The sequence below is a fragment of the Mesorhizobium sp. LNHC221B00 genome (assembly GCF_000502935.1).
GTDB classification, from domain to species: Bacteria; Pseudomonadota; Alphaproteobacteria; order Rhizobiales; family Rhizobiaceae; genus Mesorhizobium; species Mesorhizobium opportunistum.
In genome coordinates this window covers 370853-397823 of record NZ_AYWR01000005.1, presented here as the reverse complement: position 1 = coordinate 397823, position 26971 = coordinate 370853, and the positions used below count along the sequence as shown (strand labels likewise).

General features: G+C 62.9%; 20 protein-coding genes and 1 tRNA gene. 6 read left to right on the top strand and 15 right to left on the bottom strand.

Annotation, left to right across the window (positions count from 1 at the left end; all coding sequences use genetic code 11):
* Nucleotides 1–207 precede the first annotated feature (207 nt).
* A tRNA-Pro gene (locus X741_RS156750) sits at nucleotides 208–284 on the bottom strand.
* A 271-nt stretch (nucleotides 285–555) separates the two neighbouring features.
* On the opposite strand from X741_RS156750, the gene X741_RS156755 reads away from it, so the two are divergent.
* The 4 genes from X741_RS156755 (at nucleotide 556) to X741_RS156770 (ending at nucleotide 2623) form a co-directional block, all read left to right on the top strand.
* Nucleotides 556–843 (top strand): hypothetical protein, encoded by a 288-nt coding sequence (locus tag X741_RS156755; RefSeq protein ID WP_013896490.1) that lies wholly within the window; start codon nucleotides 556–558, stop codon nucleotides 841–843.
* Between the two features lie 656 nt (nucleotides 844–1499).
* Entirely contained in the window at nucleotides 1500–1715 is a 216-nt protein-coding gene (locus X741_RS156760) for a hypothetical protein (protein ID WP_023777276.1), read from the top strand.
* Nucleotides 1716–2162: a hypothetical protein gene (locus X741_RS156765; protein WP_245272679.1), complete on the top strand. Its 447-nt coding sequence runs from the start codon at nucleotides 1716–1718 to the stop codon at nucleotides 2160–2162. It abuts the gene before it with no gap.
* 101 nt (nucleotides 2163–2263) lie between these two features.
* On the top strand, nucleotides 2264–2623 hold the full coding sequence (locus tag X741_RS156770; RefSeq protein ID WP_023777274.1) for a hypothetical protein: 360 nt from the start codon (nucleotides 2264–2266) through the stop codon (nucleotides 2621–2623).
* Between the two features lie 40 nt (nucleotides 2624–2663).
* Here the strand turns inward: X741_RS156770 and X741_RS156775 are convergent, their stop codons facing one another.
* From X741_RS156775 to X741_RS156790, 4 genes are all read right to left on the bottom strand, one after another.
* Nucleotides 2664–4283: an ABC transporter ATP-binding protein gene (locus X741_RS156775; RefSeq protein ID WP_023764414.1), complete on the bottom strand. Its 1620-nt coding sequence runs from the start codon at nucleotides 4281–4283 to the stop codon at nucleotides 2664–2666.
* Nucleotides 4284–4319: 36 nt separating this feature from the next.
* On the bottom strand, nucleotides 4320–5441 hold the full coding sequence (locus tag X741_RS156780) for an ABC transporter permease subunit (RefSeq protein ID WP_023777273.1): 1122 nt from the start codon (nucleotides 5439–5441) through the stop codon (nucleotides 4320–4322).
* Nucleotides 5434–6357, bottom strand: coding sequence for an ABC transporter permease subunit (locus tag X741_RS156785; RefSeq protein ID WP_013896497.1), 924 nt, complete (start codon nucleotides 6355–6357; stop codon nucleotides 5434–5436). Before X741_RS156785 ends, X741_RS156780 begins: the two co-directional genes overlap by 8 nt.
* Nucleotides 6358–6521: 164 nt before the next feature.
* Complete coding sequence (locus X741_RS156790; RefSeq protein WP_023777272.1) at nucleotides 6522–8114, bottom strand: peptide ABC transporter substrate-binding protein; 1593 nt, start codon at nucleotides 8112–8114, stop codon at nucleotides 6522–6524.
* Between the two features lie 283 nt (nucleotides 8115–8397).
* Here X741_RS156790 and X741_RS01000000166440 point away from each other — a divergent pair, with 283 nt between their 5' ends.
* Together X741_RS01000000166440 and X741_RS156795 are read left to right on the top strand one after the other, a co-directional pair.
* The gene (locus X741_RS01000000166440) at nucleotides 8398–8844 is read left to right on the top strand and encodes a TadE/TadG family type IV pilus assembly protein (RefSeq protein WP_023764417.1); all 447 of its coding nucleotides are present in this window, start codon (nucleotides 8398–8400) and stop codon (nucleotides 8842–8844) included.
* A gap of 2 nt (nucleotides 8845–8846) precedes the next feature.
* The gene (locus X741_RS156795; RefSeq protein WP_023777271.1) at nucleotides 8847–10616 is read left to right on the top strand and encodes a TadG family pilus assembly protein; all 1770 of its coding nucleotides are present in this window, start codon (nucleotides 8847–8849) and stop codon (nucleotides 10614–10616) included.
* Nucleotides 10617–10658: 42 nt separating this feature from the next.
* Here the strand turns inward: X741_RS156795 and X741_RS156800 are convergent, their stop codons facing one another.
* From X741_RS156800 to X741_RS156845, 10 genes are all read right to left on the bottom strand, one after another.
* Nucleotides 10659–12293 carry an alpha-glucosidase family protein gene (locus tag X741_RS156800; RefSeq protein ID WP_023777270.1) on the bottom strand — a complete coding sequence of 545 codons (1635 nt, stop codon included), beginning with the start codon at nucleotides 12291–12293 and terminating at the stop codon, nucleotides 10659–10661.
* On the bottom strand, nucleotides 12286–14352 hold the full coding sequence (gene glgX / locus X741_RS156805; RefSeq protein ID WP_023777269.1) for a glycogen debranching protein GlgX: 2067 nt from the start codon (nucleotides 14350–14352) through the stop codon (nucleotides 12286–12288). Before glgX ends, X741_RS156800 begins: the two co-directional genes overlap by 8 nt.
* Nucleotides 14353–14404: 52 nt before the next feature.
* Nucleotides 14405–16033: an alpha-D-glucose phosphate-specific phosphoglucomutase gene (locus X741_RS156810; RefSeq protein ID WP_023777268.1), complete on the bottom strand. Its 1629-nt coding sequence runs from the start codon at nucleotides 16031–16033 to the stop codon at nucleotides 14405–14407.
* A 3-nt stretch (nucleotides 16034–16036) separates the two neighbouring features.
* Entirely contained in the window at nucleotides 16037–17482 is a 1446-nt protein-coding gene (gene glgA, locus X741_RS156815; RefSeq protein ID WP_023777267.1) for a glycogen synthase GlgA, read from the bottom strand.
* Between the two features lie 83 nt (nucleotides 17483–17565).
* A complete protein-coding gene (glgC, locus tag X741_RS156820) occupies nucleotides 17566–18831 on the bottom strand; it encodes a glucose-1-phosphate adenylyltransferase (protein WP_013896505.1) in 1266 nt (421 codons plus the stop codon).
* A 52-nt stretch (nucleotides 18832–18883) separates the two neighbouring features.
* Nucleotides 18884–21097, bottom strand: a complete 2214-nt coding sequence (gene glgB, locus X741_RS156825; RefSeq protein ID WP_023777266.1) for a 1,4-alpha-glucan branching protein GlgB — start codon at nucleotides 21095–21097, stop codon at nucleotides 18884–18886.
* Nucleotides 21098–21204: 107 nt separating this feature from the next.
* Complete coding sequence (locus tag X741_RS156830; protein ID WP_023777265.1) at nucleotides 21205–23673, bottom strand: glycogen/starch/alpha-glucan phosphorylase; 2469 nt, start codon at nucleotides 23671–23673, stop codon at nucleotides 21205–21207.
* Between the two features lie 131 nt (nucleotides 23674–23804).
* On the bottom strand, nucleotides 23805–24587 hold the full coding sequence (locus X741_RS156835) for an ATP-binding cassette domain-containing protein (RefSeq protein ID WP_023777264.1): 783 nt from the start codon (nucleotides 24585–24587) through the stop codon (nucleotides 23805–23807).
* Nucleotides 24588–24589: 2 nt separating this feature from the next.
* The gene (locus X741_RS156840; RefSeq protein WP_023777263.1) at nucleotides 24590–25651 is read right to left on the bottom strand and encodes an ABC transporter permease; all 1062 of its coding nucleotides are present in this window, start codon (nucleotides 25649–25651) and stop codon (nucleotides 24590–24592) included.
* A 160-nt stretch (nucleotides 25652–25811) separates the two neighbouring features.
* Entirely contained in the window at nucleotides 25812–26828 is a 1017-nt protein-coding gene (locus tag X741_RS156845; protein ID WP_023777262.1) for a sugar ABC transporter substrate-binding protein, read from the bottom strand.
* Between the last annotated feature and the right edge of the window lie 143 nt (nucleotides 26829–26971).

Sequence of the window (26971 nt, the reverse complement as noted above, 5' to 3'; positions counted from 1 at the left end):
CGAATTCGAAGCTGTTGGGCAAGGCCTCGCCGACGATCCTGGGGGTCAAGACTGGAAAACTCCAGATGGCTGAAACACAAATTGTCGAGGGTCGTGGCTACCATAGGCTTCAAGCCGTGTTTACCCCCAAAACGCGTGGCGTTTGAGGTGAAACGTCTTGCCTTGTTTTCAGGAGGGCGCCGAAGTCGGGATGCGCCAATGCGTTTCTGGTCGGAGTGGCAGGATTTGAACCTGCGACCCCCTCGTCCCGAACGAGGTGCGCTACCAGGCTGCGCTACACTCCGTGACCAGACCGCGGGCTTATAGCCGCCACACCTCGTTCCTGCAAGCGGCAATGGCAGCACTTCTGTCGCATTTCGTCTGCTTTCGCCGCAGATGGTGCGGACACCAGGGTTTCCCAACTATCGTGGCCGAGACGCAGCCTCGTCCAGGCCATTGACGATGTGATCGCCCGTCCATCAACCCAGCCGTCCTCATCCAGCCCTGAACCGGAACCAAAGCGGGCCAGCAGCGGTTATCCAAGGAAGGGCTAATCAAGGCAATGGAGAAATTACAATGAAAACAATGGCCATGTGCGCTTTGGCGCTTTGCATCGGATTGCCGGCAGTGGCTTCGGCAGCCGAGGCCGATGTCGTTATCAGGACCCACCATCGACACCACAACAACGTCAAGATCATCAACGAGTACGGCCAGCGCCTGCATCATCGCCGCCACGGTACAGTTGCATTCTACGACCATGGCCGCCGGCATCATCGTCGGGACACTGTGATTGTCACGGGCTCCGTCTCGACCTACCGTCACCATCACCGTCACCCCGTAGTGATCGACAACGGCGGATACTGATCGCCGCCCGTCTGGCCCGGCTCGCCGATCGAGCCGGGCCAGCCAGACGCCCTACAGCGGCGTCCCGCGCACAAGCTCGACTGACGGCTCTCATGCGGCGCCACGCCGCAAAAGCCGTCATTCAACTTTGAAACCTGCAGGAATCCGACTTGCTGCCCCCAAAAGGGCCGCGGGTTGCGGCGCCCACCAGAAATCGAGGGTTCGCTCGCCACATCACTCATCACATGAGAGCGGCGAGCGAACCCTATCGGCGCAGGAAGGGACGTGGCTGCGCCAATTGCAAAATCTTGGGCGGTTCTCACCCTTGGCCGATTCTCCTCCTTGGCCGGTTCTCCTCCTTGGCCGGTTCTCCTGGGTGCTCAGCCGAGGGCTATTCCGATAGCCATCAAGGTGATGGCCGCGGCGAAGACCGGTGCGAGCAACCAACGCGCCTGGCCAACACTCTTTTCCATCAGCTTCCTCCCACGATCGTGCAGCGGACAACGGCGGCAAACAGCTGCTGTTCCGCGCGGCGTCCCCGGCAAGACCATTGCCCTTTGCGATTAGACCTAGGTCTGGCACCCCATCCGACCGAAGCCCAACTTGGAACGGCTGTACACGATCCTAATTTGGTTGATTGGGCGGGAAGACAGTCGAATAAAGCGGAAATGAAGAGCATGTCGAATCGTGAGACCGCAAGATCCCATGCCTTAAGCACACGCGTGCACGACCTCAGGACCAAGATGCAGGAGGCTCGGATCACCGAGGACGAAATGAAGACCTTCCAAAGGGTCGCGGCCGCGATGGAGGACGGCCAGGGCCAAATCGATGGCGATGATCTGATCGCCGCATCCTTCGTTGCCGACACGGTGCTGGACAAAAACGCGCCCTGAATGACCATGCCGACAATTAGCAGGCTTTTTGATTCCCATGCCGAAGCAGCCAGAGTCACAGGCGCCTTGGTGGCGGCCGGAGTTCCCCGCGTACAGATTGCCGTCATCGGGCCCTACCATGACGAAGTCGCAGTCCTAAAGACACCTTCTGTCCTGCTTGGCGCGGTCGCCGGGGCGTCGGCCTGCCTGGGCGCTGTCGCAGTCCTAGGCATCAATCCTCTGCCTGCCGGACTGCCGGCAGCGGCGCTGATCGGCGCGATCTGCGGCGGCGGTGCCGGCGCGCTGCTCGGGACATTCGTTACGACCACCATCGAGCCGGATGATCGGAGCGTCGCCGAGGGGATCGTTTTGGTGACGGCCCATGTCGATGAAAACGAGGCCGACATCGCCCAGGCAGTGCTCGGCGGTGGAGTCTCCGGGACCGGATGCGTCGCCAAAGCAGCGTGAGCACGGACTGCGTGCTCGACAGCAGGCGCAAACTTTGACGAAATGGGCATCGAACCTAACTATGGTATGAGGGGCCGGTAGACGGCGAGCCGGATGCGGACATGGATTTGATTTCAAAGGCAAAGCCGGCACCGGTTGTTTTGGTTGCACTGCTTCTCGTGGCCGGCTTTCTCTTGGCCGGTTGCTCATCGATCGGCAGGACGGTGAACGCGGCGAAATACGACAAAATGAGCTGCCCCGAACTCAACAGCGCACTGGGCGAAAACGCCGGCGAAATCTCGCAGATGGCGATCACGCGCGGCAACGTCGCCAACACCAGCGTGCCGCGCTGGCTGCTGGGTGGTTCGCGGGTGAAGACGGCGGTCGCAAACCGCGAGACGGCGAGGATCGATCAATTGAAGCAACGGCACGATGCCATTGTCGCCGCACGGGCGCGCAGGTGCCAGAGGTCGGCGAGCTGAGCAAACAGACGCCGCCACGATGATTGTCTGAAGCGACGTTTCAGGCGCTCAACCGGAACCGCGTGACATCGATTGCCGCATTCATCAGCGTCTGGGTGTAGGCAGCCTTCGGATTGCTGAAGATCGCCTCGGTCGGTCCCTCCTCGACGATCTTGCCCTGCTTCATGACGATGATGTAGTCGGCCATGGCGCGCACCACGGCAAGGTCGTGGCTGATGAACAGGTAGGACAGTTCGTGGTCGGCCTGCAGCTTGCGCAGCAGCTCGACGATCTGTTTTTGAACCGAGCGGTCGAGCGCCGAGGTCGGTTCGTCCAGCACGACCATTTTGGGTTTCAGGATCATGGCACGGGCAATGGCGATGCGCTGCCTTTGTCCGCCCGAGAATTCATGCGGGTAGCGATTGCGCGCGTTTGGATCGAGGCCGACTTCGCGCAGGGCTTCGACCGCGCGCTGGTCGCGCTGCTTGCCCGAAAGATCGGGCTCATGCACCAGCAGCCCTTCGGTGATGACCTGGCCGACGGTCATGCGCGGCGACAGCGAGCCGAACGGATCCTGGAAGACCAGTTGCATCTGGCGCCGCAGCGGCCGCATCGCCTGCCGGTCGGCGGTGGAAATGTCGCGATCGCCGAAACGAATGAGCCCGTCGCTCGGCAACAGCCGCAGCAAAGCGCGGCCGAGCGTGGATTTTCCCGAGCCGGATTCGCCGACAATGCCGATCGTCTGGTTGCGCTGCAGCCGGATCGAAATGTCGTCGACGGCGCGCAGCATCAACGGTTCGCCGGCGAGGAAGCCGCCGCCGATCCTGAACGTGACTTCGACATTCCTGCCTTCGAGCACCACGGGCGCATTGGCGGGCGGTGGCGCCTTTGTTCCGGTCGGCTCGGCCGCCAGCAGCATCTTGGTATAGGCGTGCTGCGGGTCGACGAAGATCGCTTCGGCTTCGCCTTCCTCGACGACCTCGCCCTGGCGCATGACATAGACCCGGTCGGCGAAGCGCCGGACGATGCCAAGATCGTGGGTGATGAAGACGATCGCCATGCCAAGCTTGCGCTGCAATTCGGCCAGAAGCATCAGGATCTGCGCCTGGATGGTCACGTCGAGCGCCGTCGTCGGCTCGTCGGCGATCAGGATGTCGGGGTCGTTGGCGAGCGCCATGGCGATCATCACGCGCTGGCGCTGGCCGCCGGACATTTCGTGCGGATAGGATTTCATCCGCCGCTCCGGATCGGGAATATGCACCAGCCGCAGCAGCTTGAGCGCCTCCTCATGCGCCTCGGCGGCATTCAATCCGCGATGCCGGCGGATCGGTTCGATCAGCTGGTTGCCGATCGAATAAAGCGGATCGAGCGAGGTCATCGGCTCCTGGAAGATCATGCTGATCTTGCGGCCGCGGACCTTGTTCAGCTCGGACTTGCTCAGTGCCAGGAGGTTGCGGCCGCGATAGTCGACACTGCCCGATGCTTCGCCGTTGGAGGCCAGCAGGCTCATCGCCGCCATCATCGTCTGGCTCTTGCCGGAGCCGGATTCGCCGACCACGGCAACGGTCTCGCCCGCATTGACGTGGATGTTGATGCCCTTCACCGCTTCGACCGCGCCGTCGAGTGTGCGGAAGCGGACGCGCAGGTCCTTGACGCTGAGGATGGTTTCGGCAGCAGCCATGTCAACGGTCCCCATCTCTATCGATCGCTATCATCTCTATCGATCTCTTGGGTCGAGCGCGTCGCGCAGGCCGTCGCCGACAAAATTCAGGGCGAACAGCGTCGAGACGAGGAAGAAGGCGGGAAACAAGAGCAGCCAGTTGGCCGTGCCGATGTTCTTGGCGCCGACCGAGATCAGGACGCCCCAGCTGGTCATCGGTTCCTGGATGCCAAGCCCCAGGAACGACAGGAAGCTCTCCAGGATGATGACCTGCGGCACCAGCAGCGTCATGTAGATCACAACGGGACCAAGCAGGTTGGGGATGACATGGCGCAGCAGGATGCCGCGCTGGCCGACGCCCATGGCTTCGGCCGCCTGGACATATTCCTGGCGGCGGATCGACAGCGCCTGGCCACGCACGATGCGCGCCATGTCGAGCCATAGTACCGCGCCGACCGCCAGGAACATCAGCACGAAGTTGCGGCCGAAGAACACCACCAGCATGATGACGAAGAAGATGAACGGCAAGGAATAGAGCACGTCGACGATGCGCATCATCACTTCGTCGACCTTGCCGCCGGCGAAGCCGGCCGTGGCTCCGTAGATCACCCCGATCACCACCGCCACGACGCCCGCAAGAAGGCCGATGGCCAGCGATATCCGCCCGGCCATCAGTGTGCGCGAGAGAAGATCGCGGCCGGTGTTGTCGGTGCCGAACAGGAAATACTGCTGCTTGACCGACGTGCTCATCGTCACTTCGAGGCCGTCGGGCGACTTGCTCTCGATCTTGGTGTTGTCGAAGGCGTCGGACCGGTCGAGGTAGCGGATGTTGCGATCGTCGATCGGCTTCGTCGAGGTGACGGTGACCGTGACGCGCTCGCCATCCTGCTTCCATTCCTTGATGTCGACCCGCATGCGCCTGATCGCGTCATTGAGGGCCGTCTCGATCATATCTGCCTTGGGATAGGCCGTGAAGCTCGGCGGCGTGCGCACATAGTCGGCATAGATGGTCGTGTACTGATGCGGCACGAACCAGGGGCCGAACACGCTGATGATCGCGACAAAGGTCAGGTAATAAAGACTGAACATGGCGGCGCGATTGGCCTTGAGACGCGCCCAGGCGTCGCCCCAGAGCGAGCGGCCGACGATGACGGGGGCCGTGGCTGCGATATCAGTCATAGCGCACCCTCGGATCGACGACCGCGTACATGACGTCGACGATCAGGTTGAAGACGATGGTGAAGATGGCGATCACCACCACCGTTCCCATCACCAGCGTGTAGTCGCGGTTGAGGGCGGCATCGACGAAATAGCGGCCGACGCCTGGAATGGAAAAGATCGTCTCGACGATGACCGAACCGGTCAACAGCGCCGCCGCCGCCGGGCCGGTGAACGAGACGATCGGCAAGATGGCGCCGCGCAGCGCGTGCTTGACCACCACCGACCAGTCGGAAAGGCCGAGGGCGCGGGCCGTGCGGATATGGTGGGAGCGCAGCGATTCGATCATCGAGCCGCGCATCAGGCGGGCAACGATGGCGATCTGTGGCAAGGCAAGGGTGAGCACCGGGCCGATCTTGTTGATGAAGGCGCCATCGCCCCACCCGCCGATCGGCAACAGCTTCCAGGTCAGCCCGAAAAGAAGCTGGATCACCGGCGCGATGACGAAGGTCGGGATGGTGCTGCCGGCGGTCGCCAGCGCGATCACCGCGTAGTCGCCTAGCTTGTTCTGGTTGAGTGCGGCGACGGTGCCGAGCACACTGCCGAGCAGCAGCGCCAGGATCAGCGCCGAGGCGCCGAGCTGGATGGATATGGGCAGGCCCTTGGCAAACAGTTCGGTGACGGTGAAATCCGGCATGTTGTAACTCGGGCCGAAATTGCCGCGCAGGAGATTGCCGAGATAGTGGACGTATTGCAGCCAGAGCGGGTCGTTGAGGCCGAATTGGGCTTCAAGGTTGGCCTTGATCTCGGGGCTCAGCCCGCGCTCCTGGTTGAATGGGCCGCCCGGCGCGACGCGCATCAGGAAGAACGCCATCGTCACGATGACGAACAGCGTCGGGATGGCGGTCAAAAGCCGCCGGAATACGTATCGCAGCATCGGTGCCCCGCTTGATCCGGAACTCGCGCGTCCAGTCGGACGATTGCGCTCCAGCCTTCAATCTTCGCACCGGATTCCCGAAAATCGATTCCGCTTTCCGGACCGATGCGATGGCAAACCAGCACCGCCGCGCACTCGAAGCGCGCGGCGGGCCTGGCCAGGGATCAGTCCTTGCTGACGAAGCGCGACGGATGCACATCCATCACGTTGTCGACGAAGCCATGCAGCTTCGAGGAAACGATGTCGTGGTAGCTGTAGTAGAGAAGCGGAATCTGGCCGACATCGTCGACCAGGATGCGCTCGGCCTCGGAGAGCTCCTTCATGCGCTCTTCGGGCTTGCCGCCGGCGGCCGCGGCCTTGTCCATGGCCGCCTCATAGGCCGGGCTGTCGTAGTTCGAGTAGTTGTTGCCGCTCGCCTTGCGCGAGATGCCGAGGAAGGTTTCGGGATCCTTGTAGTCGGCGATCCAGGCGGCACGGGCCACGTCATAGTCGCCCTTCTGCTCGAGGAAGGAATAGTGGGTCTTGGTGTCGGTGTTGAGCAGGGTGACGTCGACGCCGAGCGGCTTCAGCTGTTCCTGGATGGCGACCGCGGTGTTCTTGTGGTTCTCCGAGGTGTTATAGCGGATTTCCATCTTCAGCGGATGCTCCGGCGTGTAGCCGAGCTTCTCGAGGATTTTCTTGGCTGCGTCCTCACGGTCGATCTGCGGCATGTCGGCATATTTGGCCACTGCCGGCGTATAGCCCTCGATGCCCGGAGGCACCATCGAATAGCCAGGCAGCATCGAGTTCTGCCAGACTTTTTCGGCCAGGAAGTCGCGGTCGATCGCCATCGAGATGGCGTTGCGCAGCTCGGGATTGTTCCAAGGCGCCTTGTCGGTCTTGATCGCGTAATAGTAGGTGCCGAGATATGGACCGACGTGGATCTGGTCGCCGAACTTGGTCTTGAGATCGGCGAGCTGTTCGGTCGGCAGGTCGTCATAGCTGTCGAGTTCGCCGGCCTCGAAGCGCTTCATCGCCGATGAGCGGTCTTCGGTCGGGATGTAGTTGACCACGTCGAACTTGACGGTCGCGGCGTCCCAGAATTTCGGATTCTTGACCAGTTTCATGTGGTCGTTGGGAACCCATTCGGCCAGCGTATAGGCTCCGTTCGAGACAAGATTGCCGGGCTTGATCCAATCGGCGCCGAGCTTTTCGATGGAGGCCTTGCTGACCGGATAGGTCGCCTGGTGGGTCAGCATCTCCAGGAAGTAAGGCGTCGGCGCCTTCAGCGTCACCTCCAGGGTGTTGGCGTCGATCGCCTTGACACCCATGTCCTCAGGCTTGCCCTTCTTGGTGTTGACGTCCTCCGCACCCTTTACCGGATAAAGCATCGAGGCGTATTCGGCGCCCGTCGCCGGGTCTTCCAATCGATGGAACGCATAGACGAAGTCGTCCGCCGTCACCGGGCTGCCGTCCGACCACATGCCGTCCTTGCGCAGCTTGAAGGTATAGACGGTGCCGTCGTCCGATACCGTCCAGCTCTCGGCGGCGCCAGGGATGAGGTTCGCCTTCTCGTCCTGCATGACGAGACCCTGGAACAGGTCGCGCAGGACATTGGCTTCGTAAACCGTCGAGGTCTTGTGGGGGTCGACGGATTCTGATTCTGCAGCGGTGCCGCGGTTGTAGACAATTTCGGCGAAAGCCGGCGTGTAGAAAGTGCCGGCGGTCACTGCCATGGTCGTGGCGAAAACCGTCGCCTTCAGCATGTTTTTCAGCATGAAGTTCTCCCTGTCGGCGCTGCCGTCGGCGCGCCTCTAAGTGTTGACGCCCCGGAGCCGATGGCTGGCCCCTTCGAGCGCGCCGCCGGTTCCCCCCGGCAGCTGGTGGCAGGAGACTAGACAGGAGGTAAGCTCTTTTCAACCGAGTACTGATTGACCCTAAGTCAATCGGTATAGCTGAAGAAGCAACGCCTAATTTAGAGCGGCTTTTTCAATCGCATGCACCCCCTGATTGCACCCAGGGTTTTCGCTTTCTGCATGCGAACTTTGGCATGCTGGTATCATGGTTCAGATCCTCATTTCCAAGGTCCGAAGGCGTGCGTTCCGAATGGACGCTTCGGGAACTTCAGCGGTCGAGTTCGCTCTGTTGTCACCGCTGTTCATCCTTCTCTTGCTCGGAATGGTTGCATACGGCATCTATTTCGGAGCCGCCAGCTCTATTCAGCAGATTGCGGCCGACGCCGCCCGGACGGCGATCGCCGGGTTGAATCAGACCGAGCGCCAGACGCTGGTGGCCGCATTCCTCACCAACAACGCCGCCGGCTATCCCTTCGTGGACGCCAGCAAACTGTCCTACCAGGCCAATGACAGCGTGGCCGATGGCAGCCAGTTCGTGGTGTCCGTCTCGTACGATGCGCGCAACCTGCCGATCTGGAATCTCTTCCCGGGCATAGCGATGCCCGGTACCACGATCAAACGCCAGTCGACGATCAGGGTCGGGGGGATCTGAAAATGCCGATGCGGGCGGGCAAGGGCATCGGCCGGCTTGCACGGTCGATGGTGGGAGACAGCAAGGCGAATTTCGCCGTGATGACGGCACTGATCGCTCCGGTCGCATTGGCGCTGGCGGCGGTGGCGATCGACGAGGCCTCGATCTACACCGAGCGCCGGGAAGCCCAGGCGATGGTCGACCTGGCGGCGATCACCGCGGCCTCGAACATCAACAATGTCAACACGGCAGTCGTCACCACGCTCACCGATAACGGCATGCCAGGCGTCGTCGTTCAAGCTTCCGGCCAGACCATTGCCCCGGTGGTCGGCAAGACGGTGGTGACGGTCACGCAAGGCCGATATGCCTCATCGACCGCCACTGTCACCCAGCGCTTCCAGGCGGGGGTGACCCCCTACAATGCAGTGCGTGTCACGCTGGCGAAAATCCCCGCCCGCTATTTCGCCAGTTCGCTCATCCCCACACCGGTGATCGGCACCCAAGCCACGGCCAGCATGACGCCGCAGGCGACATTCTCGGTCGGGTCGAGGCTGCTCGGCGTCAATGGCGGCATCCTCAATGCGCTTTTGAGCGGACTTCTCGGCGGCAACATCTCGCTCAGCGTCATGGACTATAACGGGCTGATCTCGGCCGATGTCAGCGTGCTTTCCTTCATCAGTGCGCTCGCCACACAATTGAACGTGACCGGCGGTACCTATTCGAACGTCCTGGCCTCGAAGGCGACGGTGGGCCAGATCGCCACCGCAATGGCCAACGTCCCCGGCCTCGGCAACACGGCAAAGATCGCCCTGCAGAGCATTGCGTCCAAGTCGACGAGCACGGTCAAGATCCCGCTCAGCAGTCTTGTCGACCTTGGTTCCGTTGGCAGCCTGGGGCTCGGGCAACAGCCGTCCGGCCTTGGCGTGGACGCAAGCGCAATGGGAATGCTGACCGCCGCCGCAGTGCTCGCGAACGGCACCAACCAGGCCGACATCGATCTCGGCGCCACCATCCCGGGATTGCTCTCCACCAAGCTCAGCATCGCCATTGGCGAGCCGGCGCAATCCTCGCCATGGCTCGCGGTCGGCGGCATCGGCACTGTCGTTCGAACGGCCCAGACGCGCATCAAACTGACGGCGTCCGTCGGTGTCGGCACACCGGGTCTCGGCGGCGGCATCAGCCTGCTGGCCGTCAACCTGCCGCTCAATGTCGAAGTCGCCTATGCCGAAGCCAAGCTGACCGACATCACTTGTCCGGCAGGACCGTCCAGCATCAGTGTTTCCATTGCCGCGCATCCCGGTATTGCCCGGCTCAACCTGGCCAACAGCAACAATCCCTCCGGCTTCGCGGATTTCAGCCAGCCACAGACCTTCACCGACGCCGAGATCGCGAATGTGAGCTTCAAGCTCCTGCTGATCAACATCCCGCTGATCAAGGTGATGGGTTCGGCCGCGACCGCGATCACCAACAACAGCCCGCAAACCTTGACGTTCAACGCGACCGACATCGCCAACAAGACGATCAAGACCGTTTCGACACGAAATATCTCGCAGTCGCTGACCACGTCGCTGGTCAACAACCTGTCGCTTTCGGTCAATGCGCTTGGTCTCGGCATCGATCTGACCGCGCTGCTTGGAACGGTGAAGCCGGCGGTGGTGACCCTGCTTAACACTGTCACGGCGCCGGTCGACGACCTGCTTTACAATGTGCTGTCAGCGCTGGGTGTCGGCGTCGGCCAGGCCGATGTGCGTGTCACCGGCGCGATCTGCGGACGCGCGGTGCTCGTTCAGTAAGGCATTTGCGCCAAGCGGATCGCTTGGCCCAAAGACCGCCAATCAGTCGAGCCGACCGAGGAAGCGACCGAGAGCCGGCAGCGAAAGCGCTTCTCCCTCGACTGCAGCAGTGCCATCCAAGACAACGGCGACCGGACCAATGTCCGGCGGCAGCGGCCAATTTGTCGCCTCCCCGGCGAAATTGAAGACACAGAGCAGCCTCTCCCCGCCTGCTTCGCGGATGAAGGCGAGCACGTCACCCTCGGCGTCAAGGAAGCGGATCGAACCGCCGACCAGCGCCGAATGCCGTTTGCGCAAGGCGAGCGCCGAGCGATAGGCGGACAGCACCGATTGCTCGTCGCTGTTCTGCACATCGACCGCGCGGGCGCGATGGCTCGCCGGCACCGGCAGCCAGGGCCTGCCGGTGGAGAAGCCGGCATTGTCGGCCCCAGCCTCCCAGACCATCGGTGTGCGGCAGCCATCCCGGCCCTTCACACCGGGCCAGAAGCGGATGCCGACGGGATCGCGCAAATCCTCATAGGCAAGCTCGGCCTCCTCCAGGCCGAGTTCCTCGCCCTGGTAGAGGCAGATCGAGCCGCGCAGGCAGGCGAGCAGCATGATCGAGAATCTGGCCACCGCGTCGGGGTCGCCGTCCGGCGGCATCCAGCGGCTGACGTGGCGTACCACGTCATGGTTGGAGAAGGCCCAGCAGACCCAGCCATCGGCCACCGCATTTTCAAAGGCCGCGACGCAGCCGCGCACATGCGCCGCTGAAAACTGCGGGCCGAGCAAATCGAACGTGTAGCACATCTGCAGCATGTCGCCGCCGGAGGTGTAGGCGGCGAGCGTCTGCAGGGAACGGCCTTCATCGCCGATCTCGCCGACCGCGGCGCGGTCCTCATACTCGTCCAGCAGCGCCCGGAAACGCCTGAGGACGGCAAGGTTCTCCGGTTGCGTCTTGTCGAACAGATGCTCCTGGTAAAGATAGGTGTTGGTCTCGCCGTTGGTGCCGGCGACGCTCGACGCCAAAGGCGGATTGCTGCGCAGCCAGCGGTCGTGGACATAGTAATTGACCGTGTCGAGCCGGAAACCGTCGACGCCACGCTCCAGCCAGAACCGCACCGTGTCCAGAAGCGCGTCCTGGACCTCCGGGTTATGGAAATTCAGGTCCGGCTGCGAGGCGAGGAAATTGTGCATGTAATATTGCCGGCGGGTCGAGTCCCATTCCCAGGCCGGGCCACCGAAGACGGACAGCCAGTTGTTGGGTGCATTGCCATCGGGTTTCGTATCGGCCCAGACGTACCAGTCGGCCTTGGGATTGTCGCGGCTTGAACGGCTTTCGATGAACCATTCATGCTTGTCGGACGAGTGCGACAGCACCTGGTCGATGATGATCTTCAGACCCAGCCGATGCGCCTCGGCGACCAGCGCGTCAAAATCCTCCAGTGTGCCGAACATCGGATCGACGGCGCGATAATCCGAAACGTCGTAGCCCATGTCGGCCATCGGCGACTTGAAGAAGGGCGACAGCCAGACGGCATCGACGCCAAGCGAGGCGATGTGGGCCAGCCTTGCCGTGATGCCCCTGAGATCGCCGCTGCCGTCGCCGGTCGTGTCCTGGAAGGAACGCGGATAGACTTGATAAATGACGCAGCCGCGCCACCATTCCGCGCCCTGCCCGGAATTGTCGTCAGCCATCACGAACCCTTCCTGTCGCGGCTCTTGCCGGGCCGGCGCGGACCAATTTTTCCGCATCGGATTGCCCGAAAACCGGTTGCCACTTTTCGATCCGATGCTCTGTCATAAAACTGACACTGCGGCCCGGCAGCGGGCGTGCAAGGTCGATCGCCTGCGTTTCGATCGCCGGCTGCCATCGGAACCCTTCCCTTACTGGCAGAGTGAAGACGCATTGGCGGCGATCGCCGTTGACCATGATGGCAAGGCGGCCGCCCCCGGCATCGCCTAGCAGCATGACGAGGCGATGCCGGGTGGGATCATTCCAGTCCGCCTCGGCAAGCGGCGCGCCGGTCTCGGCCAGCCAGGCGACGTCGGGGATGCCTGAAGACTCGGCCGGCTCACCCGTCAGCAAATGTGTGTCCGACAAGGCAGGCACGGCGCGGCGAAGTGCTGCGAGCGCCGAGGTGTATCGCTCCAGCGCCTGGTCGCGGCCTGCCCAGTCGAGCCAGGTGATCGCGTTGTCCTGCGCGTAGGCGTTGTTGTTGCCCTTCTGTGTGCGGCCGAATTCGTCGCCAGCGGTCAGCATGATCGTTCCGCGCGAGGCGAAAAGCGTCGCAAGCAGCGCGCACCGGTCGTCGAAGCGCGCCTTGGCGATCGCCGTGTCGTCCGTCTCGCCCTCGGCGCCATTGTTCCAGGACAAATTGTCGTTGTGGCCGTCGCGGTTCTGCTCGCCGTTGGCCGCGTTGTGCTTGCGCTCATAGGAAACGATGTCGGCCAGCGTCATGCCGTCATGGGCGGCGATGAAATTGACGCTGCGGCTGGCCGGCTGGCCTGCCTTGCCGAAAACATCGGACGAGCCGGCAAGCCGCGTCGCCAGCCCACCGATCATGCCGGCATCGCCGCGCCAGAAGCGTCTGGCGTCGTCGCGGTAGCGATCGTTCCATTCAAGGAAAGGCGGCCGGAAATTGCCGAGCTGATAGCCATCGGGACCGATGTCCCACGGTTCGGCGATCAACACGCGATCGGCAAGGACGGGATCGCCGGCGATCGCCCCGAGCAACGGCGCGGCGGGATCGAACGCGCCGTCGACGCGGCCCAGCACCGGCGCCAGATCGAAGCGGAAACCGTCGACGCCGGCATGGCGGACGAAATGGCGAAGCGTGTCGAGCACCATTTCCCGCACCACCGGGTGATCGCAGGCGACCGTGTTTCCGGTGCCGGTGTCATTGACCAGCCTGCCATCCGGCTGGTGCCGGTAGTAGGCTTGATCGTCGAAGCCGCGCAGCGACAGGGTCGGCCCCAGCCGATCGCTTTCCCCCGTGTGGTTGAAGACCAAGTCGAGGATGGTGCCGATACCGGCCTCACGCAGTGCCGCGACGGCAGCACGCAATTCAGCCAGGCCGCCGGGCGCGAGGCGCGGGTCGAGCGCCATGAAGGTGACGGGATTGTAGCCCCAGGCATTGCTCAACCCGAGCGGCGGCAGATGCCGCTCGTCGATCGACGCCGTCACCGGCATCAGTTCGACGGCGGCGACGCCGAGCTTTTTGAGATGCTCGATGATGACAGGATGAGCAAGTGCCGCGATCGTACCGCGCTGCTCTTCCGGAATGTCCGGATGCAGCTTGGTGAACGAGCGAACGTTCAGTTCATAGATCAGCCCACCCGGCGAAAAGACAGGCGCCCGGGCCGGCATCGGCCTGGACAGCGCGAGCGCCACGGTCTTCGGCATCAATGATGCCGTGTCGGCACCTTCGTTGCGCCGCGCGGCAAGCCGCCAGTGATAGGCATAGGGCCGATCGATTTCGATACCATAGGGATCGGTCAACAGCTTGTCTGGGTCGAACCACCGCCCTTGCTCAGGCGCATAATCGCCGTCGGCGCGAAAGCCATAGCGCGTGCCGGCGGCGAGACCGGAGACGAAGAGTGCGTGGACGCTCTGTCCTTCCGGCTGGAGTTCAAGCCGGTCGGTCTCGTGGTAGCCCGCATGATCGAAGATCGACACCCAGAGGCGCCTCGCCGACGAGGACCAGACGGCGAAGCGGATGCCGTCGCGCGTGACGGTGGCGCCGAGTTGGGTCATGCAGGCTCCCCCTTCTTCCACAGGGGAAGAAGGAAAACGCGCAGCACCGTCCTCAAGTAATCACGCTCGGCTTGTTGCGGCCGGTGTGGCTCTTGATCCCGGCAATGTCGTCGGCCGCCGCGATCAGGTCGGCGAGCGCTTCCTGCGTGTCGAGATCGTGCCTCGCCTTGTCCGGCTCGTAGCGCTCGATGTAGACGCGCAAGGTCGCGCCCGAGGTGCCGGTGCCGGAGAGCCTGAAGACGACGCGCGAGCCGCCTTCGAACAGCACCCTGATGCCCTGGTGCTCGCTGGTCGAGCCGTCGACGGGATCGTGATAGGCGAAGTCGTCGGCATTGGCGATCTTCAGGCCACGCACGTTGGTGCCGGCCAGCGAACCGAGCTTGGCGCGCAATTCGTCGACCAACGCGTTGGCACGGTCGCTCTCGACTTCCTCATAGTCGTGGCGCGAATAGTAGTTGCGCCCATAGGCCGCCCAGTGCTCGGTGACCACCTGCTTGCAGCTTTCGCCGCGCGCGGCAAGGATGTTGAGCCACAACAGCACCGCCCACAGGCCGTCCTTTTCGCGGACGTGGTTGGAGCCAGTGCCGGCGCTCTCCTCGCCGCAGATCGTCGCCATGCCGGCATCCAGCAGATTGCCGAAGAACTTCCAGCCGGTCGGCGTCTCGTAGATGCCGATGCCGAGTTTTTCGGCGACGCGATCGGCAGCACCGCTGGTCGGCATCGAGCGGGCGATGCCCTTCAGCCCGTCCTTGTAGCCCGGCGCCAGGCGGGCGTTGGCGGCGAGCATCGCCACCGAATCCGATGGTGTGACGAAGATGCCCTTGCCGATGATCAAATTGCGATCGCCGTCACCGTCGGAAGCAGCACCGAAATCGGGTGCGTCGGCGCCCATCATCTCGTCATAGAGGTGCTTGGCATGGACCAGATTGGGGTCCGGATGATGGCCGCCGAAATCGGGCAGCGGCTTGAAATTGCGGCAGGTGCCGTTCGGAGCGCCGAGCCGGTTTTCGAGGATCTCCTTGGCGTAAGGGCCGGTCACCGCGTGCATGGCGTCGAAGCGCATGCGGAAGCCAGACTTGAACAGCTTGCGCAACGCATCGAAGTCGAACAGGCTTTCCATGAGCTCGGCATAGTCGGCGACCGGATCGATGATCTCGACCGTCATGCCGGCGGCCTTGACCGTGCCTATCGTGTCAATGTCGATCGGATCGATATCAGCGGTCTTGAAGCTCGAAATCGCCTTGGTCTTGGCGAAGATCGCATCGGTCAGCTTTTCAGGCGCCGGGCCGCCATTGCCGGCATTGTACTTGATGCCGAAATCCTCGTGCGGACCGCCGGGATTGTGGCTGGCCGACAGGATGATGCCGCCGAAAGTCTTGTATTTGCGAATGATGTGCGAGGCGGCGGGCGTCGACAGGATGCCACCCTGCCCGACCATCACCTTGCCGAAGCCGTTGGCGGCTGCCATGGCGATGGCCTTCTGGATGACCTCGCGATTGTAGAAGCGACCGTCGCCGCCAATCACCAGGGTCTTGTCCTTGAACCCGTCGAGCGCGTCGAAGATCGACTGGATGAAATTCTCGGCATAGTGCTCCTGCTGGAACACGGGCACCTTCTTGCGCAGGCCCGACGTGCCTGGCTTCTGGTCTAGATAGGGTTTGGTGGGGACGGTACGGATCATGCTTCAGGCAACCCTTTTCGAAAGCAGCGAGCGATAGAGTTCAATGTATTTTTCCGCGCTCTTGTCCCACGACACGTCGGCCTTCATGCCCTGGCGCTGCAGCGATTTCCAGATCGCCGGATCGGCATGTGCATCGACGAGACGACGCATGGCGTGCAGCAAGGCGCCGCCATTGTTGGGAGCGAACTGGAAGCCGGTGGCGACGCCGGCCGACACGGCGGCCTCGTTGGCATCGATGACCGTGTCCGCCAGGCCGCCGGTGCGGGCGACCACCGGCACGCAGCCATAGCGCAGGCCATAAAGCTGCGTCAGCCCGCAGGGTTCGAAGCGCGAGGGAATGACGATGGCGTCGCAGCCGCCCTGCATGATGTGGGACAGCGCCTCGTCATAGCCGACGACGACGCCGATACGGCCACGGTGGCGTGCGGCGGCGGCGAGCAGCGCACCTTCGAGGCCGGCATCGCCCGAGCCCAGTATGGCCAGGCGCGCCCCGGTCGCAACGATGCCGTCGACCGCCGTTGCCAGGATATCCATGCCCTTTTGCCAGGTCAGGCGGCTGACGACGCAGACAATCGGGCTGCCGTCGGGCTCCAGACTGAAGCGCGCCTCCACCGCTGCCCGACTAGGCGTGCGCGCATCGAGTGTTTCGGCGCTGTAGTTCGACACCAGATGCTTGTCGGTTTCCGGATCCCAGATGCCGACGTCGATGCCGTTGACGATGCCATAGAGATCGCTGGAGCGCATGTTGATGAGCCCGTCGAGACCCATGCCGAATTCGGGCGAGCGGATTTCCTGCGCATAGGTCGGGCTGACCGTGGTGATCGCCCAGGCGGCCTGCAGGCCGGCCTTGAGAAAGCCGACGCCGCCATAATATTCGACGCCATCGAGCGCCATAGCCGCCGCCGGCAAGCCAAGCTCGCCGAAGATGCCGGCGCCGAACTGGCCCTGGAAGGCGAGGTTGTGGACGGTCATCATCGAGGGCACGCCGACCGCCTTGCCGTAGCGCATATAGGCCAGCGTCATCGCCGACTGCCAGTCATGGGCGTGGACGATGTCGGGCTGGTAACCGGAGATGGCGCCGCCGGCGATGTCGCCGCCGACCTGGCTCAATGCCGCGAAGCGCCGCCAATTGTCCGGCCAATCGCCACCGCTGGCATCGCCATAGGGGCCGCCGGGGCGATCGAACAAATGTGGCGCGTCGAGCACGAACAGTTCGAGGCCGGCAAGCTGGACGGAATGGACGGAAGCCTTGCCGCCTTGCAGCAAGGGGTATTGCAGGACAGCCTTTTTTTTCTTGAAGGCGGCCATCACGGTCGGAAAGCCCGGCATGAGCGTGCGCATGCTCACGCCCTTGGCCGCCAGCGCGATGGGAAGCGCACCAGTCACATCGGCAAGTCCGCCGGTCTTGATCAGCGGGAAGATCTCTGGCGTGACCGACAGAACCTGCATGCGTTTATGGTCCGATCCTGTCTATTCTTTGTTTCAAGCCATTCCGGACGGAAAACCGTCTCACACTTTTCTTGGAATTGCTCCTAAAGCTTCAGCTTGTCGATCATGTCCTGCGTGACCAGGCAGATGCCTTTTTCCGAGACCCGAAAACGCTTCGCGTCGAGAGCTGGGTCTTCGCCCACCACCAGCCCTTCCGGTATCCTAACACCATGGTCGATGACCACGCGCTTCAACTTTGCGTTCCGGCCGACATGAACGTCGGGCAGCATGACGACTTCCTCCAGCGTCGAATAGGAATTGATGCGCGCGCCGGTGAAGATCAGGCTTCTTTTCAGTGAGGCGCCGGAGACGATGCAGTCGCCCGAGACCAGCGAGGACACGGCTGAGCCACGGCGGCCGTCCTCGTCATGGACGAACTTTGCCGGCGGCTTCAACTCGGCATAGGTCCAGATCGGCCAGTCGCGATCATAGAGGTCGAGCTCCGGCGTCACGTCGGTCAGATCGATATTGGCTTCCCAATAGGCATCGACCGTGCCGACATCGCGCCAGTAGGCCTCGTTCTCGGCGGTCGAGCGCACGCAGGACTTGGCGAAGCGGTGGGCGATCGCCTTACCGTGCTGGACGATATAGGGGATGATGTCCTTGCCGAAATCGCGGCTCGAGCCGGGCTCGGCGGCATCGCGGCGCAGCTGTTCCATCAGGAACTTGGTCTTGAACACGTAGATGCCCATCGAGGCCAGGGCAAACTCGGGCTTGTCGGGAATGCCGGGCGGGTCGGCGGGCTTTTCGACGAAGGCGATGATGTTGTCCTTGGCATCGACATGCATGACGCCGAACCCGGTCGCTTCCATGCGCGGCACTTCAAGACAGCCGACGGTGACATCGGCGCCGGCATCGACATGCTGGCGCAGCATCAGCTCATAGTCCATCTTGTAGATGTGGTCGCCGGCGAGGATGACCATGTATTCGGGGCCGTAGGCCTCGATGATGTCGATGTTCTGGTAGACGGCGTCGGCCGTGCCTTCATACCACTGCGTTTCCGACACGCGCTGGCTGGCCGGCAGGATGTCGAAGCTTTCGTTTCGTTCGGGCCGCAGGAAGTTCCAGCCGCGCTGCAAATGGCGGATCAGCGAATGCGCCTTGTATTGGGTGGCGACGCCCAGGCGACGGATGCCGGAATTGAGCGCGTTTGAGAGCGCGAAATCGATGATGCGCGTCTTGCCGCCGAAATAGACAGCCGGCTTGGCGCGCCGGTCGGTCAGTTCCTTGAGGCGGCTGCCGCGGCCGCCTGCCAATACGTAGGCCATGGCATCGCGCGCCAGCGGCTGGGTCCGTTTCAAGTCTGCCATTTCTACCCTCCCAAGTTACTCAGTCTCGCCCTGTTGCCCCGCCTTGACGGCCTCAGCCGGCTACGAGTTCAAGCATGATCGTCGACAGCGGCGGCAAGAGCATCGTTGCCGAGATGCTTTTGCCCTCCGCCCTTGCCTCGACCAAGCCGCCATTGCCCATGCCGGAGCCGCCATATTCGGACGCGTCGGTGTTGATGATCTCGCGCCACTTGCCGGCCTTCGGCAACGGCACGCGATAATTGTCGCGCGGCACCGGCGTGAAATTGGAGATGACGGCCACCGGGCTGCCGCCCGGCGCGTTGCGTACCCAGGCAAAAACCGAATTCTGGCTGTCATCGACGATCAGCCAGGAGAAGCCTTCCGGCTCGCAGTCACGGCCGTGCAGCGCCGGGCGCGACCGGTAGAGATAGTTGAGATCGCGCACCGTCTGCCAGACGCCGCGATGCGGCCGGAAATCGAGCAGGTTCCAGTCCAGCGCGCGCGCCTCGCTCCATTCGCGGCGCTGCGCGAATTCCTGTCCCATGAACAAGAGCTTCTTGCCGGGATAGCCCCACATGAAGCCGTAATAGGCACGCAAGGTCGCGAACTTCTGCCAGTCGTCGCCGGCCATCTTGCCGAGCAGCGTGCCTTTGCCGTGCACGACCTCATCATGCGAGAGCGGCAGCACGAAATTCTCCGAGAAAGCATAAGTCAGGCCGAAGGTCAGGTCGTTGTGGTGGTGCTTGCGGAAGATCGGCTCCTTGGCGAAATACTCCAGCGTGTCGTGCATGAAGCCCATGTTCCACTTGAAGCCGAAGCCAAGCCCGCCTTCATGCACGGGCGCCGAGACCTTCGGCCATGAGGTCGATTCCTCCGCGATGGTCATGACGCCTGGATGGTGGCCGTAGACCTCCTTGTTCATCTTCTGCAGGAAGGAGACAGCTTCCAGGTTCTCGCGGCCGCCTTTCTCGTTGGGGATCCACTCGCCCTGCTTGCGTGAATAGTCGAGGTAGAGCATCGAGGCGACCGCATCGACGCGCAGCCCGTCGACGTGGTATTTTTCGGCCCAGAACAGCGCATTGTTGACCAGGAACGATACCACCTCGCGGCGGCCGAAATTGTAGATCGCCGTGTTCCAGTCGGGGTGAAAGCCCTTGCGCGGATCGGCATGCTCATAGAGTGCGGTGCCGTCGAAATGGACCAGCCCATGCTCGTCGACCGGGAAATGCGCCGGCACCCAGTCGAGGATGACGCCGATGCCGGCACGGTGGGCGCCGTCGACAAAGCGAGCAAAGCCGTCAGGATCGCCAAAGCGGGCCGATGGCGCGTAGAGGCCGGTCGTCTGGTAGCCCCAGGACGGATCATAGGGATGTTCGGAGATCGGCAGGAACTCGATGTGGGTGAAGCCGGTCTCGACGGCATAGGGGATCAGCCGATCGGCCAGTTCGTCCCATGACAGGAACGTGCCATCGTCGCGAAGCTGCCAGGAGCCGGCGTGGACCTCGTAGATCGAGATGGCCTCGCGCCGGGGATCGGCGTTGCGCCAGAACGTGCGATGCGCCTCGTCGCCCCACTGATGGGCGGGCGGCACGGCGACGACCGAAGCGGTGGCCGGGCGCAGTTCGGACTTGAAGGCGAAAGGATCGGCCTTCAGCGGCAGCCTGACGCCGTCGGGGCCGATGATCTCGTATTTGTAGGGCCGGCCGGCGCCGATATCGGGAATGAACACCTCCCAGATACCGGTATCGCGGCGATCGCGCATCGAGTGGCGGCGGCCGTCCCAATCGTTGAAATCGCCGACCACCGAAACGCGCCGGGCATTTGGAGCCCAGACGGCGAAATGGACGCCGGTGGCGCCCTCGTGCTCGATGACATGGGCGCCGAGCTTGTCGAACAACCGGAGATGCGAACCCTCAGCGATATAGTAGTCGTCCATCGGACCGAGAACCGGGCCGAACGAATAGGGGTCGGTCAGCCACCAGTCACCGCCGGCATTGCGCGCGTGGTAGCGCAGCGGCTGGCGCTTCTTGATCGACAGCTTGCCTTCAAAGAAACCGGCATCATCCCGCCTGGTCAGCTCACCGGCCTTGATGCCGGTCAGCGTGTAGGCGGTGACGAATTCAGCATTCGGAACGAAGCAACGGGCAAACAGGCCCTTGCCGACCTCATGGACACCGAGGACAGCGAACGGATCTCCGTGCGTGCCGGCAACAATCGCCGCAACATCGCTGGCTGGCGCCAGTCCGTCCGGCCCGCTTGTCGCAGCGGTCGCGCGCGGCTTCCTCATCAGGCAGTGTCCCTCCCAGGGCACCAGGTGTTTTGTTTCTGGTGATGCGAACTGACTTTCGACCCGCATCACCGGGACCACATTGCTCGTGGCCTCATGCAATCACATCAGGCAGGCACGTTCCAGATTTCTTTCGCGTATTGACGGATCGTGCGATCGGACGAGAACCAGCCGACGCGCGCGACGTTGCGGATCGCCTTGGCATACCAGTCCGGGCTGTTGCGCCAGACGGCGTCGACCTCACGCTGGGCGGCGGCGTAGGCGTCGAAATCGGCGGCGACCATGAACCAGTCGCTGTCATAGAGGCCGTTGATGAGGTCGCGGTAGCGGTCGGGATCATCGGGCGAGAAGACGCCCGATGAGACAGCGGCCACGGCCTGCGCAAGTTCCGGCGACGCTTCGATGACGCCGCGTGGATTGTAGCCATTGTTGCGCCGCTCGGCGACTTCGGCGGTGGTGAGGCCGAAGATGAAGATGTTGTCGTCGCCGACGCACTCCTTGATTTCGACATTGGCGCCATCGAGCGTGCCGATGGTCAATGCGCCGTTCAGCGCGAACTTCATGTTGCCGGTGCCGGACGCTTCCATGCCGGCGGTCGAGATCTGCTCGGACAGGTCGGCGGCGGGCATCATGATTTCGGCCAGGCTGACATTGTAGTTCGGCACGAACACCACTTTCAGCAGGCCGCGAACGGCCGGATCGCGGTTGATGACCCTGGCGACGTCGTTGGCGAGTTTGATGATCAGCTTGGCGTTGTGATAGCTGGGCGCCGCCTTGCCGCCGAAGAATTTCACGCGCGGCATCCAGTCCCGCTCCGGATGCGAGCGGATCTGGTCGTAAAGCGCCACCGCCTCGAGGATGTTCAGGAGCTGGCGCTTGTATTCGTGGATGCGCTTGATCTGGATGTCGAACAGCGCCGAAGGGTCGACCTTGATGCCGAGCCGGTCGGCGACGAGATTGGCCAGCCGCACCTTGTTCTGCCGCTTGACGGCGGCGAACTTGTCGCGAAAGACGGCATCGTCGGCGAAGGCATCGAGCCCCTTGATGGCGTCGATGTCATCGAGAAAACGGTCACCGATCGCCTCGCGGGCGAGCGATGTCAGCCCGGGATTGCACTGGATCAGCCAGCGCCGTGGCGTGATGCCGTTGGTCTTGTTGTTGATGCGATCGGGATAGAGCCTGTGCAGGTCGGCGAACACCGTTTCCTTCATCAACTCGGTATGCAGCGCCGAGACGCCGTTGATCGAGTGCGAGCCGACAAAGGCAAGGTTGCCCATGCGCACGCGGCGGTCGCCATTTTCCTGGATCAGCGAGATACGGCTGATCTGCTCGTTCGAGAACTGGTCGGTCGCGCGTGCTTCGAGCAGAACCTGCGCGTTGATGGCGTAGACGATCTGCATATGGCGCGGCAACAGCCGCTCGAACAGCGGCACCGACCAGCTTTCCAGCGCCTCGGGCAGAAGCGTGTGGTTGGTGTAGCCGAAGGTGCGCTTGGTGATGTCCCAGGCGAGGTCGAAGTCCACGCCGTGGACATCCATCAACAGCCGCATCAGCTCGGGAACGGCGATCGCCGGATGGGTGTCGTTCAGGTGGATCGCCGCCTTGTCGGGAAGCGACTTCAGGTCGCCATACTGGCTGAGATGGCGCTGGACGATGTCCTGCAGCGAGGCGGTGGAGAAGAAATATTCCTGGCGCAGCCTGAGTTCCTGCCCGGCCATGTGGGAATCGGCCGGATAGAGCACGCGGGACAGCGCGTCCGCCTTATTGCTTTCGGCCAGCGCGCCGATGTGGTCGCCGGCATTGAACTTGTTGAGCAGGATCGGGTCGATCGGCATGCCCGACCAGAGCCGCAGCGTGTTGACACGGTTTGCCCGCCAGCCGACGACCGGCGTGTCGTAGGCGACCGCCAGGACATGCTCGGTCGGCTTCCAGACATGGCGCTCCAGCCGTCCGTCCTTCGAGGTGATCGATTCCACCGCGCCGCCGAAGCCGACCTCGAAGGCGCGTTCGCGGCGCTCGAACTCCCAGGGGTTGCCGTGATCGAGCCAGGTCTCGGGCAGTTCTACCTGCCAGCCGTCGTGAATCTCCTGGCGGAACATGCCGTTGGCGTAGCGGATGCCGTAGCCATGCGCCGGGATGTCGACGGTCGCCATGCTTTCCATGAAGCAGGCGGCGAGCCGGCCAAGGCCGCCATTGCCGAGCGCGGCATCGGGTTCGAGCGCCGCGATCAGATCGAGGTCGACGCCGAGCGACGACAGCGCTTCGCGCATATTGTCCATCAGGCCGAGATTGGAAAAGGCGTCGCGCATCAGGCGGCCGATGAGGAACTCCAGCGACAGATAATAGACGCGCTTTTCCTGCTGGTCGTAGGCCTCTCTGGTTGCCTGCATCCAGCGATCGACGATGCGGTCGCGCACGACCTTGATCGAGGCGGTGAGCCAGTCGTACTGGGTCGCGACGGTGGTGTCCTTGCCGACCCTGTATTTGAGGGCCATCAAGACTTCCCTTGCGAGCGTCTTCGGATCAGGATTTTCGAGCAGTGGCGGAAGGGGTTCGGATGTCATCGCGCGCGTCATGCTGCCTCTCGTGCGGTTGCCACGATCATACCGGCTTTCACCATTCATCCCAGCCCATGTTACCGCATTGCAGCATACATTCAATCGATTTAGATGCGCCGCCGCCGGCTTACCCTGCGGCAATTTGACAGTCAGGCCGCCAGCGCGGCCTCCGGGGGTGCCTTCGCGCCGGTCATGAAGGCGACGGCATCGGACATCGTATATTGCTTGGGATCGATGACGGCGAGGCGTCGGCCGAGGCGATGGATGTGGATGCGGTCCGCCACCTCGAAGACATGCGGCATGTTGTGCGAGATCAGCACGATCGGCAGGCCGCGCTTCTTGACGTCGAGGATCAGTTCGAGCACGCGGCGGCTTTCCTTGACGCCAAGAGCTGCCGTCGGTTCGTCCATGATGACCATCTTCGAGCCGAAGGCGGCGGCGCGCGCCACCGCCACGCCCTGGCGCTGGCCGCCCGACAGCGTTTCCACCGCCTGGCTGATGTTCTGGATGGTCATCAGACCCAGCTCGGTGAGCTTGTCGCGGGCACGCTTTTCCATCGCCGGACGGTCCAGCATGCGCAGCCATTCTCCCAGGAAGCCGGGTTTGCGGATCTCACGACCGAGGAACATGTTGTCTGCGATCGACAGTGCCGGCGACAGCGCCAGATTCTGGTAGACGGTTTCGATGCCTGCTTCGCGAGCCTCCATCGGCGACTTGAAGGCGACGGCTTTGCCTTCGAGCCGGATCTCGCCTTCGTCCGGCACGGCCGCGCCGGAAATCGCCTTGATCAGCGACGACTTGCCGGCGCCATTGTCGCCGATGACGGCGAGAATTTCGCCGGGGTAGAGGTCGAAATCGGCATTGTCGAGCGCGGTGACGCGACCGTAGCGTTTGATCAGACCGCGCGCGGTAAGGATGGGTTCCTGGGTCATGACTATGCCGAAACCTTTCTGATCCATTGGTCGATCGCCACGGCGCCGATGATCAGCACACCGGTAAGCAGCACTTTCCATTGCGGATCGGCGCCGAGCATGTTGAGGCCCATGGAGACGACGCCGACGATCATCGCGCCGAACAGTGTGCCCAGGATCGAGCCGCGCCCACCGAACAGGGAAATACCGCCGATCACCGTGGCGGTGATGGCCTGCAGATTGTAGTCGGTGACCGCTGACGAAGGCGAGATCGAGCCGTTACGGCCGATGGAGACCCAGGCAGCGAAAGCGGCGATCAATCCGGCAAGGGTATAAACCGTCATCAGCACCTTCTTGGTCTGGATGCCCGAGAGTTTCGCCGCCTCCTGGTCATCGCCGACGGCGTAGACATGGCGGCCCCATGCCGTGTGATTGAGCACGTACCAGAGGATCATCACGAGCACGACTGTGGCAATGACGCCGAGCGTCAGCACCGCCGTGCCGATCTTGAAGCTCATTGCGAACAGATGCAGCAGCGGTGCCTGGGTGTCGACGTCGGTGTCGCGGATCGTCTCATTGGCCGAATAGATGAAGTTCGTGGCCATGACGATGTTCCAGGTGCCAAGCGTCACGATGAAGGGCGGCAGTTTCATGTAGGCGACCAGCAGTCCGTTGAGCAGCCCGCAGGCCGCACCCGCGGCAAGCCCGATCGTCACGGCGAGAATGGCCGGCATACCGTAGCTGACCGCACAATTGCCCATGATCACGGCTGAAATCACCATGATCACGCCGATCGACAGGTCGATGCCGGCAGTCAGGATGACCAGCGTCTGCGCGGCGCCCAGGATGCCGACGATGGCAATCTGCTGCAGGATCAATGTCAGCGTGTAGGACGAGAAGAAGCGCCCGCCGATGGTGATGCCGAAGATAATGATCGATAGGACCAGCACGATCAGCGGCACAGCGGCCGGCGTCGAATGCAGGAAATGCTGGATGCGCTTGACGGCCGATTTGTGCTCGTCAAAGGCGGCGACGCTTGTGTCACTGCCCGAGAGAACCTTCTCGAATTCCTGAGCTTGAGCCATGTTTCCTCCCCGTGAGGGATCAGCCAAACGCTGACGCCCGTCCACGCCTTTCCGGTCTGCTGCCGGGATTGTTCGCGGTCACGCGACCCATCGTCCACCCGAAGCGGCCGGGGATCAAGCCCCGACCGCTCAGGTTCGGTAATTGCCGGTCAGACCGGCATCAGCCCCAGCACTTGGCGAGGCCTTCCTTGGTGTCAATGGACTTGACGCCAGTGGCCGGCTTGTCGGTCACCAGGTTGACGCCGGTGTCGAAGAAATTCTTGCCTTCGGTCGGCTTCGGCTTGGTTCCGTCCTTGGCGAAGGCTGCGATCGCCTCGATGCCGAGCGCCGCCATCTGCAGCGGATACTGCTGAGATGTCGCGCCGATCACGCCTTCTGTAACCGACTTCACGCCGGGACAGCCACCGTCGACCGAGACGATCAGCACCTGCTTTTCAAGGCCGACGGCTTTGAGCGCCTGGTAAGCACCGACAGCGGCCGGCTCGTTGATGGTGTGGATGACGGTGATGCCGGAGTCCTTCTGAAGCAGGTTCTCCATCGCCTTGCGGCCGCCTTCCTCATTGCCGTTGGTGACGTCATGGCCGACAATGCGCGGATCGGTTTCGTCGCCGATCTTGTTGGGGTCCTTCACGTCGATGCCATAGCCCATCATGAAGCCCTGGTCGCGCAGCACGTCCACGGTCGGCTGCGACGGCGTCAGGTCGAGGAAGCCGATCTTGGCGTCCTTGGCCTTGTCGCCGAGCGTCGCGGCGGCCCAGGCGCCGATCAGCTTGCCGGCCTCGAGATTGTCGGTGGCGAAGGTGGCATCCGCCGCGTCGATCGGATCGAGCGGCGTGTCGAGCGCGATCACAAGCACGCCGGCGTCACGCGCCTTCTTCACCGTTGGTACGATGCCCTTGGTGTCGGATGCGGTGATCAGGATGCCCTTGGCGCCGTCGGCAATGCAGCTTTCGATCGCCGCCACCTGGCTCTCGCTGTCGCCGTCGATCTTGCCGGCGTAGGTCTTGAGGTCGACACCAAGTTCCTTGGCCTTTGCGGTCGCGCCTTCCTTCATTTTGACAAAGAAGGGGTTGGTGTCGGTCTTGGTGATCAGGCAAGCGCCGACGCCAGCTGCGGACGCAGACGAGGCAAACGCCATCAGACCAAGAGCCGCGGCGGCAAACACGGTCGATTTCAACAGTTTTGTATTGTTCACGATCTTCCTCCCAGTGGAACCATCCGGGTGCCGGCCAACCGGCACCAACAGCGCATCCAACGAATTTCTCCCAGCGTGGACGCTGTCCCAAACAGACACCAGACCGAGGCCCCTGTCAATAATTA

Bases quoted from the DNA above. Each gene is read 5' to 3' on its own strand.
- X741_RS156755 (WP_013896490.1), top strand. From the start codon at position 556: ATGAAAACAATGGCCATGTGCGCTTTGGCGCTTTGCATCGGATTGCCG.
- X741_RS156760 (WP_023777276.1), top strand. From the start codon at position 1,500: ATGTCGAATCGTGAGACCGCAAGATCCCATGCCTTAAGCACACGCGTG.
- X741_RS156765 (WP_245272679.1), top strand. From the start codon at position 1,716: ATGACCATGCCGACAATTAGCAGGCTTTTTGATTCCCATGCCGAAGCA.
- X741_RS156770 (WP_023777274.1), top strand. From the start codon at position 2,264: ATGGATTTGATTTCAAAGGCAAAGCCGGCACCGGTTGTTTTGGTTGCA.
- X741_RS156775 (WP_023764414.1), bottom strand. From the start codon at position 4,283: ATGGCTGCTGCCGAAACCATCCTCAGCGTCAAGGACCTGCGCGTCCGC.
- X741_RS156780 (WP_023777273.1), bottom strand. From the start codon at position 5,441: ATGACTGATATCGCAGCCACGGCCCCCGTCATCGTCGGCCGCTCGCTC.
- X741_RS156785 (WP_013896497.1), bottom strand. From the start codon at position 6,357: ATGCTGCGATACGTATTCCGGCGGCTTTTGACCGCCATCCCGACGCTG.
- X741_RS156790 (WP_023777272.1), bottom strand. From the start codon at position 8,114: ATGCTGAAAAACATGCTGAAGGCGACGGTTTTCGCCACGACCATGGCA.
- X741_RS01000000166440 (WP_023764417.1), top strand. From the start codon at position 8,398: ATGGTTCAGATCCTCATTTCCAAGGTCCGAAGGCGTGCGTTCCGAATG.
- X741_RS156795 (WP_023777271.1), top strand. From the start codon at position 8,847: ATGCCGATGCGGGCGGGCAAGGGCATCGGCCGGCTTGCACGGTCGATG.
- X741_RS156800 (WP_023777270.1), bottom strand. From the start codon at position 12,293: ATGGCTGACGACAATTCCGGGCAGGGCGCGGAATGGTGGCGCGGCTGC.
- glgX (WP_023777269.1), bottom strand. From the start codon at position 14,352: ATGACCCAACTCGGCGCCACCGTCACGCGCGACGGCATCCGCTTCGCC.
- X741_RS156810 (WP_023777268.1), bottom strand. From the start codon at position 16,033: ATGATCCGTACCGTCCCCACCAAACCCTATCTAGACCAGAAGCCAGGC.
- glgA (WP_023777267.1), bottom strand. From the start codon at position 17,482: ATGCAGGTTCTGTCGGTCACGCCAGAGATCTTCCCGCTGATCAAGACC.
- glgC (WP_013896505.1), bottom strand. From the start codon at position 18,831: ATGGCAGACTTGAAACGGACCCAGCCGCTGGCGCGCGATGCCATGGCC.
- glgB (WP_023777266.1), bottom strand. From the start codon at position 21,097: ATGAGGAAGCCGCGCGCGACCGCTGCGACAAGCGGGCCGGACGGACTG.
- X741_RS156830 (WP_023777265.1), bottom strand. From the start codon at position 23,673: ATGACGCGCGCGATGACATCCGAACCCCTTCCGCCACTGCTCGAAAAT.
- X741_RS156835 (WP_023777264.1), bottom strand. From the start codon at position 24,587: ATGACCCAGGAACCCATCCTTACCGCGCGCGGTCTGATCAAACGCTAC.
- X741_RS156840 (WP_023777263.1), bottom strand. From the start codon at position 25,651: ATGGCTCAAGCTCAGGAATTCGAGAAGGTTCTCTCGGGCAGTGACACA.